Origin of the sequence: Chryseobacterium sp. RU33C, assembly GCF_900156015.1 — a bacterium.
GTDB classification, from domain to species: domain Bacteria; phylum Bacteroidota; class Bacteroidia; order Flavobacteriales; family Weeksellaceae; genus Chryseobacterium; species Chryseobacterium candidae.
In genome coordinates this window covers 118264-132397 of sequence record NZ_FTMT01000002.1, presented here as the reverse complement: position 1 = coordinate 132397, position 14134 = coordinate 118264, and the positions used below count along the sequence as shown (strand labels likewise).

Here is a 14134-nt window from a genome sequence, read left to right as displayed (position 1 = left end):
TATATTCACCAGAACTTCAAGCTTCCTTCTTCCGGCCTTTCTTATTTATTATCCGGGATGAAATTTTTTCTTGCCAGCTCTTTTCTTACACGGCTCAGACTTTCAGGAGTAATTCCAAGGTAGGAAGCAATCATCCATTGTGGAACTCTCAGCAGTAAATCCGGGTACATTTTTATGAATTTCATATACCTTTCTTCTGCAGTTTCTCCCAATAAGGAGTTGATTCTGTTTTGAAGACTTCTGATGTGTTTCTGAAGAAGGAAATCACTTCTTTCTATGCTGTTTGGAAACTGTTCTACCAGCTTGTTGAAGAAATCAGGATGAAGAAACAAAACTTCAGAATCTTCCACTGCTTCTATATAATAAATGGATTTTTCATTGAAATAAAGGCTGCTTCGGTCAGAAATCAGCCAGCTTTCCGGGGCAAACTGGATAATATGTTCTTTTCCGTTTTTATCAATGGAATACATCTTTATCAGCCCTTTTTCTACAAAGAAAATATGACGGCAGATTTCACCATACTGAAGAAGAAACTGGTTTTTAGGAATTTTCTTTACTTCATAGTGCAGGCTGCAGGTGTTTACATTCTGAAGCGGAACATTTAAAACTTTGGCTAAATAATTATTTATATTCTTCATGATACAATCTGACTTAAAGAAATGTCCTGGTGCGAGGCACTGTTAACAGGTTTTCCGTTTTCTATGACAATTAGCTGCGGACTTTCATGTCTGATTTCAAAATCTGCTGCTATTTTGTTGGAAAGAGATCTGTGAGCCAATAAATCCAGATAGTACACATTCACCGGCTGGTCTGAATTCTCTACCTCTTTTTCAAAATTTTTCAGAACAGTTCTGCTGATAAAACAGCTTGTAGAATGTTTGAATATTGCAATCTTATTCTGAAAAGAGTCTTCTATAGCTTTTGTAAGATCCTCCTCAGATTCTATCTTTTTCCAGAATGTTTTTTGGTCAGGGGTTTCGCTTTTTCCACCGAATATTTTATCAAAAAAACTCATACATTAAATTGTTTTAGATGGTGATCAAGATGTTTGTATTCTAAAAATGTCCAGTCTTTTTCAGTCATTTTACCAAATAATCTGTGACGTTCCGGCAGTCTGTGTTTTTCACAAGCTTCCCGGAATTCCTCCAGTGTTTTCAGCAGATTGGCTTTTGATACATCAAAATCACATTCAAAATTAATGATTAGTTTTTGAAAAGTAGGCATGTTTCTGGGAATTCCATTATTGAAAATATACATTTCTATTTTAGTAAAAATCCCTATTGCCTCAAACATAACATGAATACGGGGAAGTTCCAGCTTTCCCAAAGCCACCTGAAGAACCAGATCACAATGCTTTAACATTTGACACCCATTCATTTTTCCCCATTTTCCATGAGAATTTTCAGATAACAGGGAAATTCTGTCTTTAATTTCCTGATAATATATTGGATTATTGAGACTCTTCCTTACCAACCTTTTTCTATCTTCAGATTTTCAATATGAGCAAAATGATGATTACAGTGCCACACGTATAAAGCTAGGCTTTCTCTTAAATTATAATTCTTTTGATGCTCAGGATGATGAAAAGTTCTTTCAAACTGTTTATTCGTAAGGCTTTTAAGAAGAACTACCCATCTTTGGTGTGTTCCTTTCAACATTCTCATTGCCGGTTTTACAGGCATATGAAAACTGTCCTGAAGTTCCGCCCATTTCGCTTCATCATAAGGTTTTATGGTAGGGTTTTCTTCTGTCAGAGCCAGTTTGAAACGGATAAAACTGTTCATATGGCTGTCAGAAAGGTGATTCACAAGCTGCCTTACCGTCCAGCCTCCTTCTCTGTAAGGAGTATCTAACTGGTCATCTGTAAAATGTTCAATGAGATTTTTTAGTCTGCCGGGAAAGTCTTTAATTACGTTGATATAAGTATCCAATGTGGTATCACAAATGTTTTCAGGAACTTCAAATGGTCCTATTGGAAACTTTTTTTTCTCTAAATCACTCATTACTCAGGTTTTAATTTTTTTAAATTATTGCCGATTTGTCCTCTCATTATTCATTAGAATAATTTACGAATATCAGCTTGTGCGAATTTATCAAAAATTCAAGAATTTAAAGTGAATAAAGCATTAATTGTACCGATAATGATTTTTGTGGTATCGATTTTCCATTAAAAAAGGCTTCAATTGTATAAACTGAAGCCCTTCTATTTATAATCAATGATTAATATCCATGTAAATCAATACCTTCTGTTCTTTGCAGGGTTACTTTTCTACCCATTTTCTTTTGAATCACCCGAAAATGCTGCAATTCATCATCCGTCAGAATACTGATTGCCGTTCCTTTTTCATTGGCACGTCCTGTTCTGCCAATACGGTGGATATAATCCAGCGGCGAACGGGGTAACTCGTAATTGATCACACACGGCAGGGATTCAATATGAATTCCACGGCCTATTAAATCTGTAGCCACCAAGATCTGAGCTCCGTTTACTTTAAATTCTTCAAGATTGTTTCTTCTCGCTCCCTGAGACTTCTGACTGTGAATGGCCACCGCTTTTATTTTATTCTTTTTAAGTTTCTCTACCAGATTATCTGCAGATCTTGTAGACGAAACAAAAATCAAAGCCTTTTCCACTTTCTTTTCTTTGATCAGATATCGTAAAAAAGGTCCTTTATTTTCCGGAGCAACATGATACGCCAGCTGTTCGATATTATCAATTTCAACTTCTTCTTTTGTAATTTCAATAATCGTGGGATTGATAGAAAGGCGTTCTTTCATTTCTGAAACTTTATCATTCAGGGTCGCTGAAAACAAAGTAGTTTGTTTCGCTACAGGCATCATGGCAAAAAGTTTATTCATTTCTTCCCCAAAGCCCAGCTGAAACATTTTATCAGCTTCATCAATCACCAGATGCTTAATTCCCGAAATACTCACTGCATTATGATCAATCAAATCCAGCAAACGTCCCGGAGTGGCAATCAAAACTTCCACACCAAACATTCCCTTCATTTGTGGATTGATAGAAACCCCTCCATACACTGCCATTGTACGAACTTCTCTCTTTAAATTTTCTGTGAACTCTCTGAACACTTCATCAATCTGGATTGCCAGCTCACGGGTAGGAACCAATATCAAAACCTGAACATTACGGTCTTTTTTAACTTCTGCATTCTGTAGTTTTTCCAGAATCGGCATTACAAAGCAAGCCGTTTTACCGGAACCTGTCTGGGCAATTCCCATGAGATCTTTCCCTTGTAAAATGACAGGAACAGCCTGCTCCTGTATTGGGAACGGTTTTAAATACCCTAGTTTTTTGACAGAACGAATAATATTGTGTGATAATCCTAACGATTCAAATGACATAAAATACTTATTTCCGCAAAGATAAGCTATTGATATTTGGTTTGGGTCTCAAAATAGCATACGCTGCAGACAAAACTTAATTATTTTAATTTTTAAGTTCTTTCCTGATATGCATTGAAAAATTTATGTTGCCGATTTGTCCGATAATTTAGGTTTGGACAAATTTTTGAAGATTAGTTTTGTAAATTTATCAAAAATTCGAGAAATCAAAATATGAAAAAAGCGTTAATAATAGTCGATGTACAGAATGATTTTTGTGAAGGCGGAGCACTTGCAGTCCCTGGAGCCAGCGAAATTATTCCATACATCAATCTTTTGATGGAGGAAAATGCATATGATCAGGTAGTTCTTACACAAGACTGGCATCCTGCAGGGCACAAAAGCTTTGCGAGCAGCAATGGAAGAAAGGTAGGAGAAAGTATTATTTTAAATGGTGTTCCTCAGTTTATGTGGCCGGATCACTGTATTCAGGGAACTTTCGGAGCAGAATTTCATAAAGATCTGAACAGAGACAAAGTAACCCATATTGTACAGAAAGGTAAAAATATTGAAATTGACAGCTATAGCGGTTTCCAGGATAACAACCACTTTATGAAAACCGGTTTGGATGACTTCTTAAAATATCACGACATTCAATTGGTAGAAATCGTTGGACTGGCCCTGGATTATTGTGTTAAGTTCACAGCACAGGATGCGGTAGCCAACGGATATGTAACTTGTCTTCATTTCAACGGTACACGTGCTGTCAACGTAAAACCTGATAACGCCAGAGATGCCATCTATGAAATGATTGAAAAAGGAGTTACAGTGCTAGGATAATTATAAATGATGAGTTATGAGTTTTAAAATTTATGACTTAATACAATAAAAAAGCGCAGAAATTTTTAAGGGATAAAAGCTGGAATCCACTCCATTGATCATTTCTAAGCGAATGTATTACTTAAAGTTACATCTCTTTGCTGCCTTAAACTATACCGTAGAATCATCTATTCTCTGCGTTTACAAAGAAATTCTCCACACGAAAATTGACCGTGTCCAAAAAAAGCTGCCTCAATAAGAGACAGCTTTTTACTATAATTTGGTTTTATTCAGTAGGTTAAAGTAACACCTGCACCCCAGCCCATTTCATTATCATAATTTCCTGAAAGGGACAGCCATTTCTGAAAAATATATCTCAGTCCTGTTGAAAACTCACCGTCTGAATTGACACTGAAATTCCCTCTCAGCCTTCTGGAAAGTGGTATATCTTCACGACTTAGCTCTAATAATACTTTTCCGTTCTGATCGACACTTGTATCAGCCGTGATCAACATTGGCAATACATACTGCATTCCCAACATGAATGCAAATCTGTTTTTTGAAGCTTTCTGCTGTCCGAACCAGGTCTTTTTACCATAAAAATCCATTCCCATATCTTCTGCCATCTGTCTTTCTATAATTTCATGATTCTTCTGAACTCTTACTCCTGCATAAGGAAGCGCCCATTGGAATTTTCCTAAAAATCGTCCTACTTTTGCACTTCCTTCAAAATGATCAAAATTCCAGTTGGAATGAAACTCATTAAGGTTAGCCCATCTTGGTCCGAACATCGTCATTGTCTCTGCGTGGATCTTATTGCTTGCAACATCCAGCATTGCCATAGAACTGGTCATTTTATTATCCTGAATAAAGTTTTTCCAGGCCAGTTTTCTGTTGGGCAGCTGAGGATTAGGTTTTGAATTTTCATAGCTGAAGATTCTTCCCATTCCTGCCATCATATGGTATAAAATATGGCAGTGGAAAAACCAGTCTCCATCCTGATTGGCAGCAAATTCTATTGTTACCGTTTCCATCGGCATAATATCTACTACATTTTTCAAGGGAGAGTATTCTCCTTTTGAATTGATTAATCTGAAATCATGACCGTGAAGGTGCATCGGGTGACGCATCATAGAATTGTTATACATCGTGATTCTAAGAACCTCTCCTTTTTTGATCAGAATTTTATCCGTTTCTGTTACCGTTTTATTATCCAGCGTCCAAAGATAGTGGTTCATATTTCCTTCCAGCGTAAATTTCATTTCACGAATGCTGTCTGTTGGAAGGATCGTTTTTTCAGGAGATTTTAAGATATTGTAAGACAGTCTCTTGATCGTTTTCTCTTCTCCCATATCCATTCCAGAGTGTTGAGAATGATCTTCTTTTTTATCTTCTTTCGTCTTTATGCCCATCATCTCATTGATATGCTTTGCCGTAGTTTTTCTTTGATTTTCAGACAATTCCGGATACATCACTTCATTCATATCCATCATCTGGTTTCCCATCGTCATATTCATCGGTTTCATATTTCCGCTCATCTCCATCATTCCGTTCATCATTTTCATTCCTTCAAAAAGCATCAGCCTTGGAAGATTGGGAGCTTCAACCCTTTCACCTGAACCCAGCCAAAGAGAAGCGTGTCCTATTCTGTCTTCAGAAGTTGCTCTGAATTCAAAGCTTTTATTTTCGGGAATTGTCACTTCAATATCATAGGTTTCAGAAACTCCTACAATCAGGCGGTCAACTTCTGTTGGTACAACATCGTTACCATCATTACCCACTACTTTTATCTTTCCGCCTCCATAATTGAGCCAGAAATAGGTAGATGAACCTCCATTGGCAACTCTCAGCCTTACTTTATCACCAGCTTTTAAATCAGAATAATCTGAACTGGGAGTACCATTGATTAAGAATTTATCGTAATAGACATCACTTACATCCATCGCTTCCATTCTTTTCCATTCATTCAGGGCCTTTGTACCTAAATTCCCGGATTTAATGGCTTCCCAGTAACTCTGTACTGCATTTTTCTTTACCGCATACCAGTCTGTGTTGGCCATATGAAGTCTTCTTGCAATCTGCATAGGATCATCATCACTCCAATCTCCCAATAATACCGGAATTTCAGCATTATATTGTGATTGAGGCTCGCCTTCTCTTTTTTTGAAAACCAAGATACCATTCATCCCAATCTGTTCCTGAAGCGCTTCATGAGAATGATACCAATAGGTTCCGTTCTGAGAAATCCTGAATTTGTATAAATGGGTTTCTCCCGGTTTTACAGGTTTTGTAGTAAGGTATGGAACACCGTCATGCTCATTGGGAAGAATTACTCCGTGCCAGTGCAGCCCTGTATTTTCTTTAAGCATATTGTGCAGGTAGATTTCGGCGGTGTCACCTTCTGTAAAATATAAAGTAGGAGCCTGAAGCCTTCCATTGATCGCAATGGCTCTTCTGTTTTTTCCTGTAAAATTAACAATAGTATCTTTTACATAGAGATCATAACGAACCGTTTTCCCTCCAAAAGTAATTTTTCCGTTTTCAGAATTACGTTTTAAAATAGATTTTTCTTCTTTAGGATTTTCCGTATTTATAGAAGAATCAATTTCTTTTTCTACCAATTCCATCCCACATTTAGGGCATTTTCCCTGTTTATCTGAAACAATTTCAGGATGCATGGGGCATGTATAAGATATTTTTGTAGTTTGTGCGAAAGTAAATACAGAGAACAAAAGCACCAGAAACATTATCAGCTTTTTCATAATATTTCGAACTTTTTAGAAGTCGCATAACTTAAAGTTAATTATAACTCAAGTTATGCAACTTATTATTTTAATGAATAATACGATAATTATTTAATCTCTGACTTTACACTTCCGCATGAAAGCATAGACTTTCCATAGTATGGATTAACGATCTGTTTTTCATCGCTTAGCCAGCTTCCGTCTGCCATTGGGCAATATTGAACGTAAACTGGTTTATCGGAAAGTTTGAACTGCTTGGTTAAAGCAATCATATTATCCGAAAGATTGAAAAAGGTTTCTCTTTGTGCGGCAACATTTCTTGCTTCAGAAATAACAGAAGCATCTTTTCGGAGAATATTAAGATTTCCCTCAGAAACTACTTTATAATCAATAACAGAAGCTGTTTTAATAAATTCTGTTGCGGCTTTTGAAGTTTTTTCTGCGTCATCTGAAGCTAACGCTGATTTGATAGCAATATAATTCTGGTATAGTTTAGAAACCTGAGCATCCTTTTTAGATTGTGCAGATAATGAAACGATTGAGAATAAAGATAAGGCGGCTGTGATGATATATTTTTTCATTGTTTTAAATTTTAGAATTAATTTTTTAATAAAGAAATGGGTAACGCATCAGTAAATGCGTCAGAACATGTCGCCTAAACAGTATATGAAAATGATACCGGAAACGACTGACGGATTCTAAATTCTAAAATTACAATGATTAATGTAGATTGGTACCGGCCGGTATTCTGGCGGTGCATTGATCTGAATCTGGGTAAATTTGGTTGCCGAAAAAGACTTGTCTACAATTGCAAACTGCTGTTTCACAGGGATCTCTGAAATCTGGCCTAAAAAATCAATTTTGAGCAGATCTGACTTCTGGGAATCATCTGTTTTTATTATTTTAATCTCTGTTTTGCAGCATCCTTTTTTGTCTTTAACACCGCATTTTCCACAGATATCATCTGCTTTCTGACTTACAGAAACAAATTCTTTCATGCAATAATGAATACTAAAAGCTGCTCCGGAAGAAAATCCGAAGTAGAAAATAGAAAATAATATGGCAAGAATCTTTTTCATTGATAAGACAAAGGTAAAAAGATCTCTGAAACCTTTGTTATAGAATTTGGTAATGTTGTTATAAAATTCGGGTAAACAAAAAAGCTTCCGAAAAAATTCGAAAGCTCTCTGCTATTTTATTTTTGATCGTAATTTTATAGTTTGAATTCCAGCTTCACGTTGAAGAAACGCCCTGTAAGACGTACCGGAACAGGATACATATAATTGCTGTTATAGTCTGTGATCCACTGGTTTGCAACAGTATTGTTGATGTTAAATGCATTGAAAACCTGAACGCCTAATGTCAGTTCTTCAAAATTACCCCAGAAACCGGATCTCTTATTTTTTTCTTTCGGATCAATAAATACTTTTGTCAGCCCTAAATCTACCCTTTTATAGGAAGGAAGAGTCTGCTGATAATTATAAGCTGAGCCAAAATCCGGCTGTCCGTTACTGTTAAACATGACGGGAGCTCCTGTAGGTAATCCCATAGCGTACACAAGAGTAAGGTTCACGCGCATAGACGGAAAACTTGGCATATAATCCTGATAGAACATGGCAAACCTCAACCTCTGATCTGTAGGTCTTGGAATATCTCCTCTTCCGTCAATATTTTCATACACCCTTGCATAACTCGCAGATAACCAAGAATCTACACCTGGAACAAATTCTCCGAATAATCTGGTATCAATACCATAGGCATATCCTTTGGAATTATTCTGCCCCGAATATCGTATTCTTACGTTATCCATATAATAAGGAATCAGATTATCCATTTTCTTGTAATAGAGTTCCGTTGTCAGTTTGAATGGTCTGTCATACATCTGGAACTCATAATCATTGGCAAGAATGACCTGGATAGAGCGTTGTGATTTTATATTGGAATTAAAATTACCATCTAAATCCTTAATTTCTTTATAGAAAGGAGCCTGATAGTAGATTCCCCCTGAAATTTTAAACAACATATCACTGTCCCAGTCCGGTTTGATGGCAAACTGAGCTCTTGGTGAGAATATGGTTTCTTTATTGAAACTCCAGTTGGCAACACGTACTCCGGCATTCACAAATACTTTACTGGCTCCCCAGTAGAACTTTTGTGAATACTGTGCGTATGCTGAAAGTCTTGTAGGCTCAATATTATTTTGTCCGGCAATATAATAAGCAAGCTTAAGATCGCCTGTTGTTCCTGTTCTAGGATCAATAATTTCCGGCCTTGGAAGGCTATATCCGGCAGAATCTATCAGTTTCCACTCATTGGTAAGATCCTTCAGGTTTTCTTTTTCATATTTAAAACCAACCTCAAAGTCGGTATTTACATTAGGTGAAAATTTCGCTCTGAACTGTGTTCCGTATGTTCTTACAAACAAATCGTTTCTTGCATGCTCTATCTGTCCTCCTACATCGAAAGAAGTCACAGGCTGCTGTGTTACCGGATCAAAAGTCTGCAGCTCGTAAGCTGACTGTATCGTGTAATATTCTCTTTCTCTGTTCTGATAAGCAAAAGCATCTAAAGTAAGCTTCCATTTGTCTGCAGGCTTATAGTTCATAGAAAATGTACCCATCATATTTTTATATTGGTCATTTTCCTGACCTCCATAACCAATATTGACGGTAATAGGCTGCTGAAGACTTCCGAAAGTTACACTTTTGGCTCTGGGAATCATCTCATAATCATTCTTGGAATAATATCCGATGAATGACATGCTGAATTTATCACTCACATGATAGTTCAGATAAGACTGGAAATCCCAATAGGTTGGATTAAAATCTGTATCTTCTTTTAAAGTATTAAGAACAAGGTTGGTATTTCTGTATCTCCCGGAAAATAAGGCTGTAAATTTTTTATTTTTGGAAGCCAGACCTGTTGTTAATCTTCCTCCAATTAAACTGGCCTCACCTGAAACTTCAAATTTTTCAGGCTCACGGTAATAGATATTCAGAGCGGAAGACATTTTATCCCCATATTTGGCTTCAAATCCACCTGCAGAGAAATTTACTGCAGACACCATATCCGGGTTGATGATACTCATCCCTTCCTGCTGTGAGTTTCTGATCAGGAAAGGTCTGTAGATTTCAATATCATTAATATAGATAAGGTTTTCATCATAGTTTCCACCACGAACCATATATTGGGAAGACAGCTCGGTATTGGAGTTTACGGAAGGCAGTGTTTTAAGCAATCCCTCAATCCCACCATTAATAGAAGCTACTGATTTTGCTTCTTTCGCTGAAATTCTTACGTTGGTAAGGTCATTGGTTCTTCCTGTTGCTTTTTTCTGGAAGACAACTTCCTCTATATCGGTCACTTTAGTGGTTGCTGTATCTTTTTTCCTTTGTTGGGAGAAAAACAGTACAGGGACCATAAGGCTTAGCGGTAAAACTAGTTTTTTCAAAAGAAATGTTTTAGAATTTCTAAAATTAATGTTTTTTTAACAATTACAAAATCGATTCTCTAATTCTTGTCAATTTTTGTAACAAATCTTCTAATAAATCTAATCTTAACATGTTGGCACCATCAGATAACGCGGTTTCGGGTGTAGGATGAGTTTCGATGAAAATTCCGTCTGCTCCTACTGCAATTCCTGCTTTGGCAACAGTTTCAATAAGATCCGGTCTTCCTCCTGTAACGCCTGAGCTTTGATTAGGCTGCTGTAAAGAATGTGTAACATCCAGAATAACAGGAGCATACTCTCTCATAGTAGGAATTCCTCTGTAATCCACAATCAGATCTGTATAACCGAAAGAGTTTCCTCTTTCAATGATGGCTACTTTCTGATTGTCAGAATCTGTAATTTTCTGAACGGCAAACTTCATGGCTTCCGGAGAAAGAAATTGTCCTTTTTTCAAAGTAACACATTTTCCGGTTTTTGCTGCAGCCACCAATAGGTCTGTCTGGCGTACAAGGAATGCAGGGATCTGTAAAACATCTACGTACTGTGCTGCCAGTGCCGCATGTTCATTCTCATGAATATCTGTAGTGGTAGGAATATTGAAGGTCTCTCCTACTTTTTTAAGGATCTCAAGAGATTTCTCTTCACCAATGGTTGTGAAAGAATCTACACGGCTTCTGTTAGCCTTTTTGAAGCTTCCTTTGAAAATATAGGGAATATTATATTTATCTGTGATATTGATTACTTTTTCAGCGATCCTTAGCGCCATATCTTCTCCTTCAATGATACAAGGTCCGGCAATAAGGAAAAAGTTTTTTGAATCTTTGTGCGAAATATTATCTAAATACTGAATCATTTTATTGTAATTAAAAAGTTCAGTAAAAATACTGAGAAAGTTTCACAAATGGAAATTATTTGATTGCTTTAACAGGCTATGGCTGCATGAGTTTTTGAGTCTTTTGGATTTTTGAATTTGCGGTATAATAGATAGGTGTTTCAACAGACTCAGCATGAGAACTCTAATACTATATGCTAATGTGTACTTGATAATTGATAGATGCTTCGACAGACTCAGCATGAGAACTCTAATACTATATGCTAATGTGTACTTGATAATTGATAGATGCTTCGACAGGCTCAGCATGACAACCCTAATACTATATGCTAATGTGTACTTGATAATTGATAGATGCTTCGACAGACTCAGCATGACAACTCTAATACTATATGTTAATGTGCAATCGATAATTAATAGATGCTTCGACAGGTTCAGCATGACAACTCTAATACTATATGTTAATGTGCAATCGATAATTAATAGATGCTTCGACAGGCTCAGCATGACAGCTCTAATACTATATGTTAAATGCAATCGATAATTAATAGATGCTTCGACAGGCTCAGCATGACAACTCTAATACTAACTGCTTTATTAACATTTACAAGATGATATGTTAATCGATACTGAAATATTACAATCAATAGCTTATGATTGTTTTTATTCAGGAAATCAGTCTTTATGGAATTTGCTGGGTGATAAAGTCTTTGCAAGCAAGGTTAATTTATAACGATGTCATGCTGAGCCTGTCGAAGCATCCGCGATGATTTATTAGAATTTCTTCAGAATCTTTTCAAATGTATTCACATTTCTGCTGGTAAACTGATCTTTAAGACTTTTCTTTCCTAAAACTTTCCCGAAAGTAGAATCTAAGGTACTTCCTTTCGGAACCTGCCAGTAAAATAGATCATTAATAATTTCTGCCTTTTCGTTTTCAGCCTGTGCCGCTTTTTTAAACTCCTCCATCAAAACCTTTTCCACTCCAGGAATTCCTACGAAACCATAAATATGAAAATTTTCATTCTTTTCGAAAGGAATACTGTTCCAGAACACCTCTATCTCTTCCTGAGATTTTACAAATAAAAAGGCTTCGTAAGAAAAATGTTCCGACATCGCTTTTTCCAAAATGGTTTTCAGTTCCTCTACCTTTTTATCCGAAGAAAAAACAATATTTCCTGAAGCCAGAATTGAACTCACATCCTTCATTCCGGCATTTTTAAAAACCTGGCATACATCAGCCATTTTCATATTGGTTCCTTTTACGTTGACGCCGCGGAGAAAAGCACAGTATTTCATCTTTTTCAGGGATCAGGTTTTAGATATCAGGTTGCAGTGATTGTTGGGATCGGAGGGTTTGAGAGTATTAGAGTGAAAGAGTTATTATAAAACTTTTTTTCTGAATTCTTTCAATTTTTAAATATTTCAATCTTTTAATCAACCCTAATGTACAAATTATAGTCTGTTCCGGAAGGTTTGAGATGATAAATTTTTTCCAGAATCTTATTGTCGCTTTTCAGATGATCTTTCACACGGAATTCTTTCAGAAGTTTATAATGGGTTTGATAGTACAATGAATTCGCATTGTTTCCTTCGTATAAATTCTGATAAGAAAGAAGATATTTCGGTTTTCTTGTTTTTACGGTGTTGATCCAGTAATTGACCTTATCTTTTTTAATTTCTTCCTGAATCTGCTTATCTACCAATCCCACCTCATCAATTGTTTTTAATCCTGAAAAATAAGGAACATAGCCCGCCGGTTCCAGTAAAATCCATTGGTTTTTATCTTTTTCATGTTGATGTAAAAACGTACCAATTGTTCTGCGGTAATTCCACTCTCCGTTTCCTGTTGCAATACAGTGAACCGTCTGGAAAATAAGCATCGGGAAAATATAGAATATAACGAGTAATGAAAGCCATAGTTTTTTCTTTTGCTTCTGTTCCAGTACAAAAATAAGAACAGGAACAAAAAGCAAAAGCTGCGGCACCCAGTAATACCAGTCGAACAAGCTTTTCTGAGAAATGAATATAATTTGTTTTGCCCATCCGAAAAGAAAAATCATCCACAAAAAGTAGTTTCTTTTTTCCCTTTGCCTGATGAGATAAATAAAGCAAAGTAATTCAAAAATCATTATTACAATTGTCAGAGGATTGAAATCTCCCGGAACTTTCAGCATTCCCCAGAAGTTTCCAAAACTTTTAAAAAAATATCCGATATGCTGCTGGACCGTAAAATTTTCACTATAAAGCAATTTTTTCGCAGTAATGGTATTATTAACTAATTCACCAAAGTAGAACCAGTTGAAAGCAACCGTAGCTAAGACCCCCAAAGCTCCGCCAAAAATATAATTCCATCTGATTTTTCTGTTCCAGAATAGATCCACAAGAAATACAATTCCCAGGAAGATTACTGTATCAATCCTTGTAAACATGATTAAAACAGGAAGAAATGTCAACACCCATTTTTTCCCTTTATGGAAACCGTAATACAGCAATGCCATCTCCAGAAAAAACAGAATTCCGTATTCCATACCGAGGATTGAAATTTTAATGGAAGGCGGCAAAATACCGATCAGAAATATAAAGATCGCTTTATGCCATGGTTTTTTAAGAACCAAATGAGACAGCCATAAAGTTCCTATGGTAAACAGCAGGGAGTTAAAAATCAAAAGAGGTTCAATAAAGTTTTCTTTTCCAAAAACAAGATTGAAAATATAGGATACAAAAACATACAGATGTGTTGTAGATGCAGAAATCTTGGTATCGCCATTGAAGCCGATTACTCCATAATCCAACAGGTTCTGAGCAACCCTCCAGGTAATAAATGCATCTTCCTGAATGTAGTGCGTTAATAAAAAAAGAAGCTTAAAAAGAACCGTAGCAATGACGGCATAGATTGGGAATTTGCTATTTTGTGTTTCGGACATTATGTATTTTTACTTCCAC

General features: G+C 36.3%; 14 protein-coding genes. 2 read left to right on the top strand and 12 right to left on the bottom strand.

The features are described from left to right. Positions 1-41: 41 nt before the first annotated feature. The 5 genes from BW946_RS02415 to BW946_RS02395 all read right to left on the bottom strand — a co-directional run bounded on the left by BW946_RS02415 (position 42) and on the right by BW946_RS02395 (position 3363). Positions 42-638, bottom strand: a complete 597-nt coding sequence (locus tag BW946_RS02415) for a Crp/Fnr family transcriptional regulator (protein WP_034698263.1) — start codon at positions 636-638, stop codon at positions 42-44. Beyond that, positions 635-1015, bottom strand: a complete 381-nt coding sequence (ytxJ, locus tag BW946_RS02410) for a bacillithiol system redox-active protein YtxJ (RefSeq protein ID WP_076594646.1) — start codon at positions 1013-1015, stop codon at positions 635-637. The genes BW946_RS02415 and ytxJ overlap by 4 nt, the downstream gene beginning before the upstream one ends. Further along, a complete protein-coding gene (locus tag BW946_RS02405) occupies positions 1012-1473 on the bottom strand; it encodes a DUF1569 domain-containing protein (protein ID WP_228402421.1) in 462 nt (153 codons plus the stop codon). The genes ytxJ and BW946_RS02405 overlap by 4 nt, the downstream gene beginning before the upstream one ends. Then, the gene (locus BW946_RS02400) at positions 1467-2003 is read right to left on the bottom strand and encodes a YfiT family bacillithiol transferase (RefSeq protein ID WP_076594645.1); all 537 of its coding nucleotides are present in this window, start codon (positions 2001-2003) and stop codon (positions 1467-1469) included. The genes BW946_RS02405 and BW946_RS02400 overlap by 7 nt, the downstream gene beginning before the upstream one ends. 217 nt (positions 2004-2220) lie before the next feature. After that, positions 2221-3363, bottom strand: a complete 1143-nt coding sequence (locus tag BW946_RS02395) for a DEAD/DEAH box helicase (RefSeq protein ID WP_076594644.1) — start codon at positions 3361-3363, stop codon at positions 2221-2223. A gap of 213 nt (positions 3364-3576) precedes the next feature. Here BW946_RS02395 and pncA point away from each other — a divergent pair, with 213 nt between their 5' ends. Continuing rightward, positions 3577-4182, top strand: a complete 606-nt coding sequence (gene pncA / locus BW946_RS02390) for a bifunctional nicotinamidase/pyrazinamidase (RefSeq protein ID WP_076594643.1) — start codon at positions 3577-3579, stop codon at positions 4180-4182. A gap of 269 nt (positions 4183-4451) precedes the next feature. On the opposite strand, the gene BW946_RS02385 is transcribed toward pncA, so the two are convergent. The 5 genes from BW946_RS02385 to kdsA form a co-directional block, all read right to left on the bottom strand. Continuing rightward, positions 4452-6923 (bottom strand): multicopper oxidase domain-containing protein, encoded by a 2472-nt coding sequence (locus BW946_RS02385; RefSeq protein ID WP_076594642.1) that lies wholly within the window; start codon positions 6921-6923, stop codon positions 4452-4454. Positions 6924-7012: 89 nt separating this feature from the next. Further along, complete coding sequence (locus tag BW946_RS02380; RefSeq protein WP_076594641.1) at positions 7013-7486, bottom strand: DUF3347 domain-containing protein; 474 nt, start codon at positions 7484-7486, stop codon at positions 7013-7015. 117 nt (positions 7487-7603) lie between these two features. Beyond that, the gene (locus tag BW946_RS02375; protein WP_228402419.1) at positions 7604-7984 is read right to left on the bottom strand and encodes an HYC_CC_PP family protein; all 381 of its coding nucleotides are present in this window, start codon (positions 7982-7984) and stop codon (positions 7604-7606) included. A gap of 134 nt (positions 7985-8118) precedes the next feature. Next, entirely contained in the window at positions 8119-10356 is a 2238-nt protein-coding gene (locus tag BW946_RS02370) for a TonB-dependent receptor plug domain-containing protein (protein WP_076594640.1), read from the bottom strand. 43 nt (positions 10357-10399) lie between these two features. Next, the gene (gene kdsA / locus BW946_RS02365) at positions 10400-11209 is read right to left on the bottom strand and encodes a 3-deoxy-8-phosphooctulonate synthase (protein WP_076594639.1); all 810 of its coding nucleotides are present in this window, start codon (positions 11207-11209) and stop codon (positions 10400-10402) included. A 115-nt stretch (positions 11210-11324) separates the two neighbouring features. On the opposite strand from kdsA, the gene BW946_RS21880 reads away from it, so the two are divergent. After that, positions 11325-11732, top strand: coding sequence for a leucine-rich repeat protein (locus BW946_RS21880; RefSeq protein WP_410493438.1), 408 nt, complete (start codon positions 11325-11327; stop codon positions 11730-11732). A gap of 230 nt (positions 11733-11962) precedes the next feature. Here BW946_RS21880 and BW946_RS02355 read toward each other — a convergent pair whose 3' ends face one another. Both BW946_RS02355 and BW946_RS02350 read right to left on the bottom strand, forming a co-directional pair. Continuing rightward, entirely contained in the window at positions 11963-12487 is a 525-nt protein-coding gene (locus BW946_RS02355; RefSeq protein ID WP_076594637.1) for a DUF1697 domain-containing protein, read from the bottom strand. Positions 12488-12621: 134 nt separating this feature from the next. Continuing rightward, entirely contained in the window at positions 12622-14115 is a 1494-nt protein-coding gene (locus BW946_RS02350; protein WP_076594636.1) for an LTA synthase family protein, read from the bottom strand. Positions 14116-14134: the final 19 nt, after the last annotated feature.

Excerpts from the sequence above, each read along its gene's own strand:
- BW946_RS02415 (WP_034698263.1), bottom strand. The coding sequence starts at position 638 with ATGAAGAATATAAATAATTATTTAGCCAAAGTTTTAAATGTTCCGCTT.
- ytxJ (WP_076594646.1), bottom strand. The coding sequence starts at position 1,015 with ATGAGTTTTTTTGATAAAATATTCGGTGGAAAAAGCGAAACCCCTGAC.
- BW946_RS02400 (WP_076594645.1), bottom strand. The coding sequence starts at position 2,003 with ATGAGTGATTTAGAGAAAAAAAAGTTTCCAATAGGACCATTTGAAGTT.
- BW946_RS02395 (WP_076594644.1), bottom strand. The coding sequence starts at position 3,363 with ATGTCATTTGAATCGTTAGGATTATCACACAATATTATTCGTTCTGTC.
- pncA (WP_076594643.1), top strand. The coding sequence starts at position 3,577 with ATGAAAAAAGCGTTAATAATAGTCGATGTACAGAATGATTTTTGTGAA.
- BW946_RS02385 (WP_076594642.1), bottom strand. The coding sequence starts at position 6,923 with ATGAAAAAGCTGATAATGTTTCTGGTGCTTTTGTTCTCTGTATTTACT.
- BW946_RS02380 (WP_076594641.1), bottom strand. The coding sequence starts at position 7,486 with ATGAAAAAATATATCATCACAGCCGCCTTATCTTTATTCTCAATCGTT.
- BW946_RS02375 (WP_228402419.1), bottom strand. The coding sequence starts at position 7,984 with ATGAAAAAGATTCTTGCCATATTATTTTCTATTTTCTACTTCGGATTT.
- kdsA (WP_076594639.1), bottom strand. The coding sequence starts at position 11,209 with ATGATTCAGTATTTAGATAATATTTCGCACAAAGATTCAAAAAACTTT.
- BW946_RS02355 (WP_076594637.1), bottom strand. The coding sequence starts at position 12,487 with ATGAAATACTGTGCTTTTCTCCGCGGCGTCAACGTAAAAGGAACCAAT.
- BW946_RS02350 (WP_076594636.1), bottom strand. The coding sequence starts at position 14,115 with ATGTCCGAAACACAAAATAGCAAATTCCCAATCTATGCCGTCATTGCT.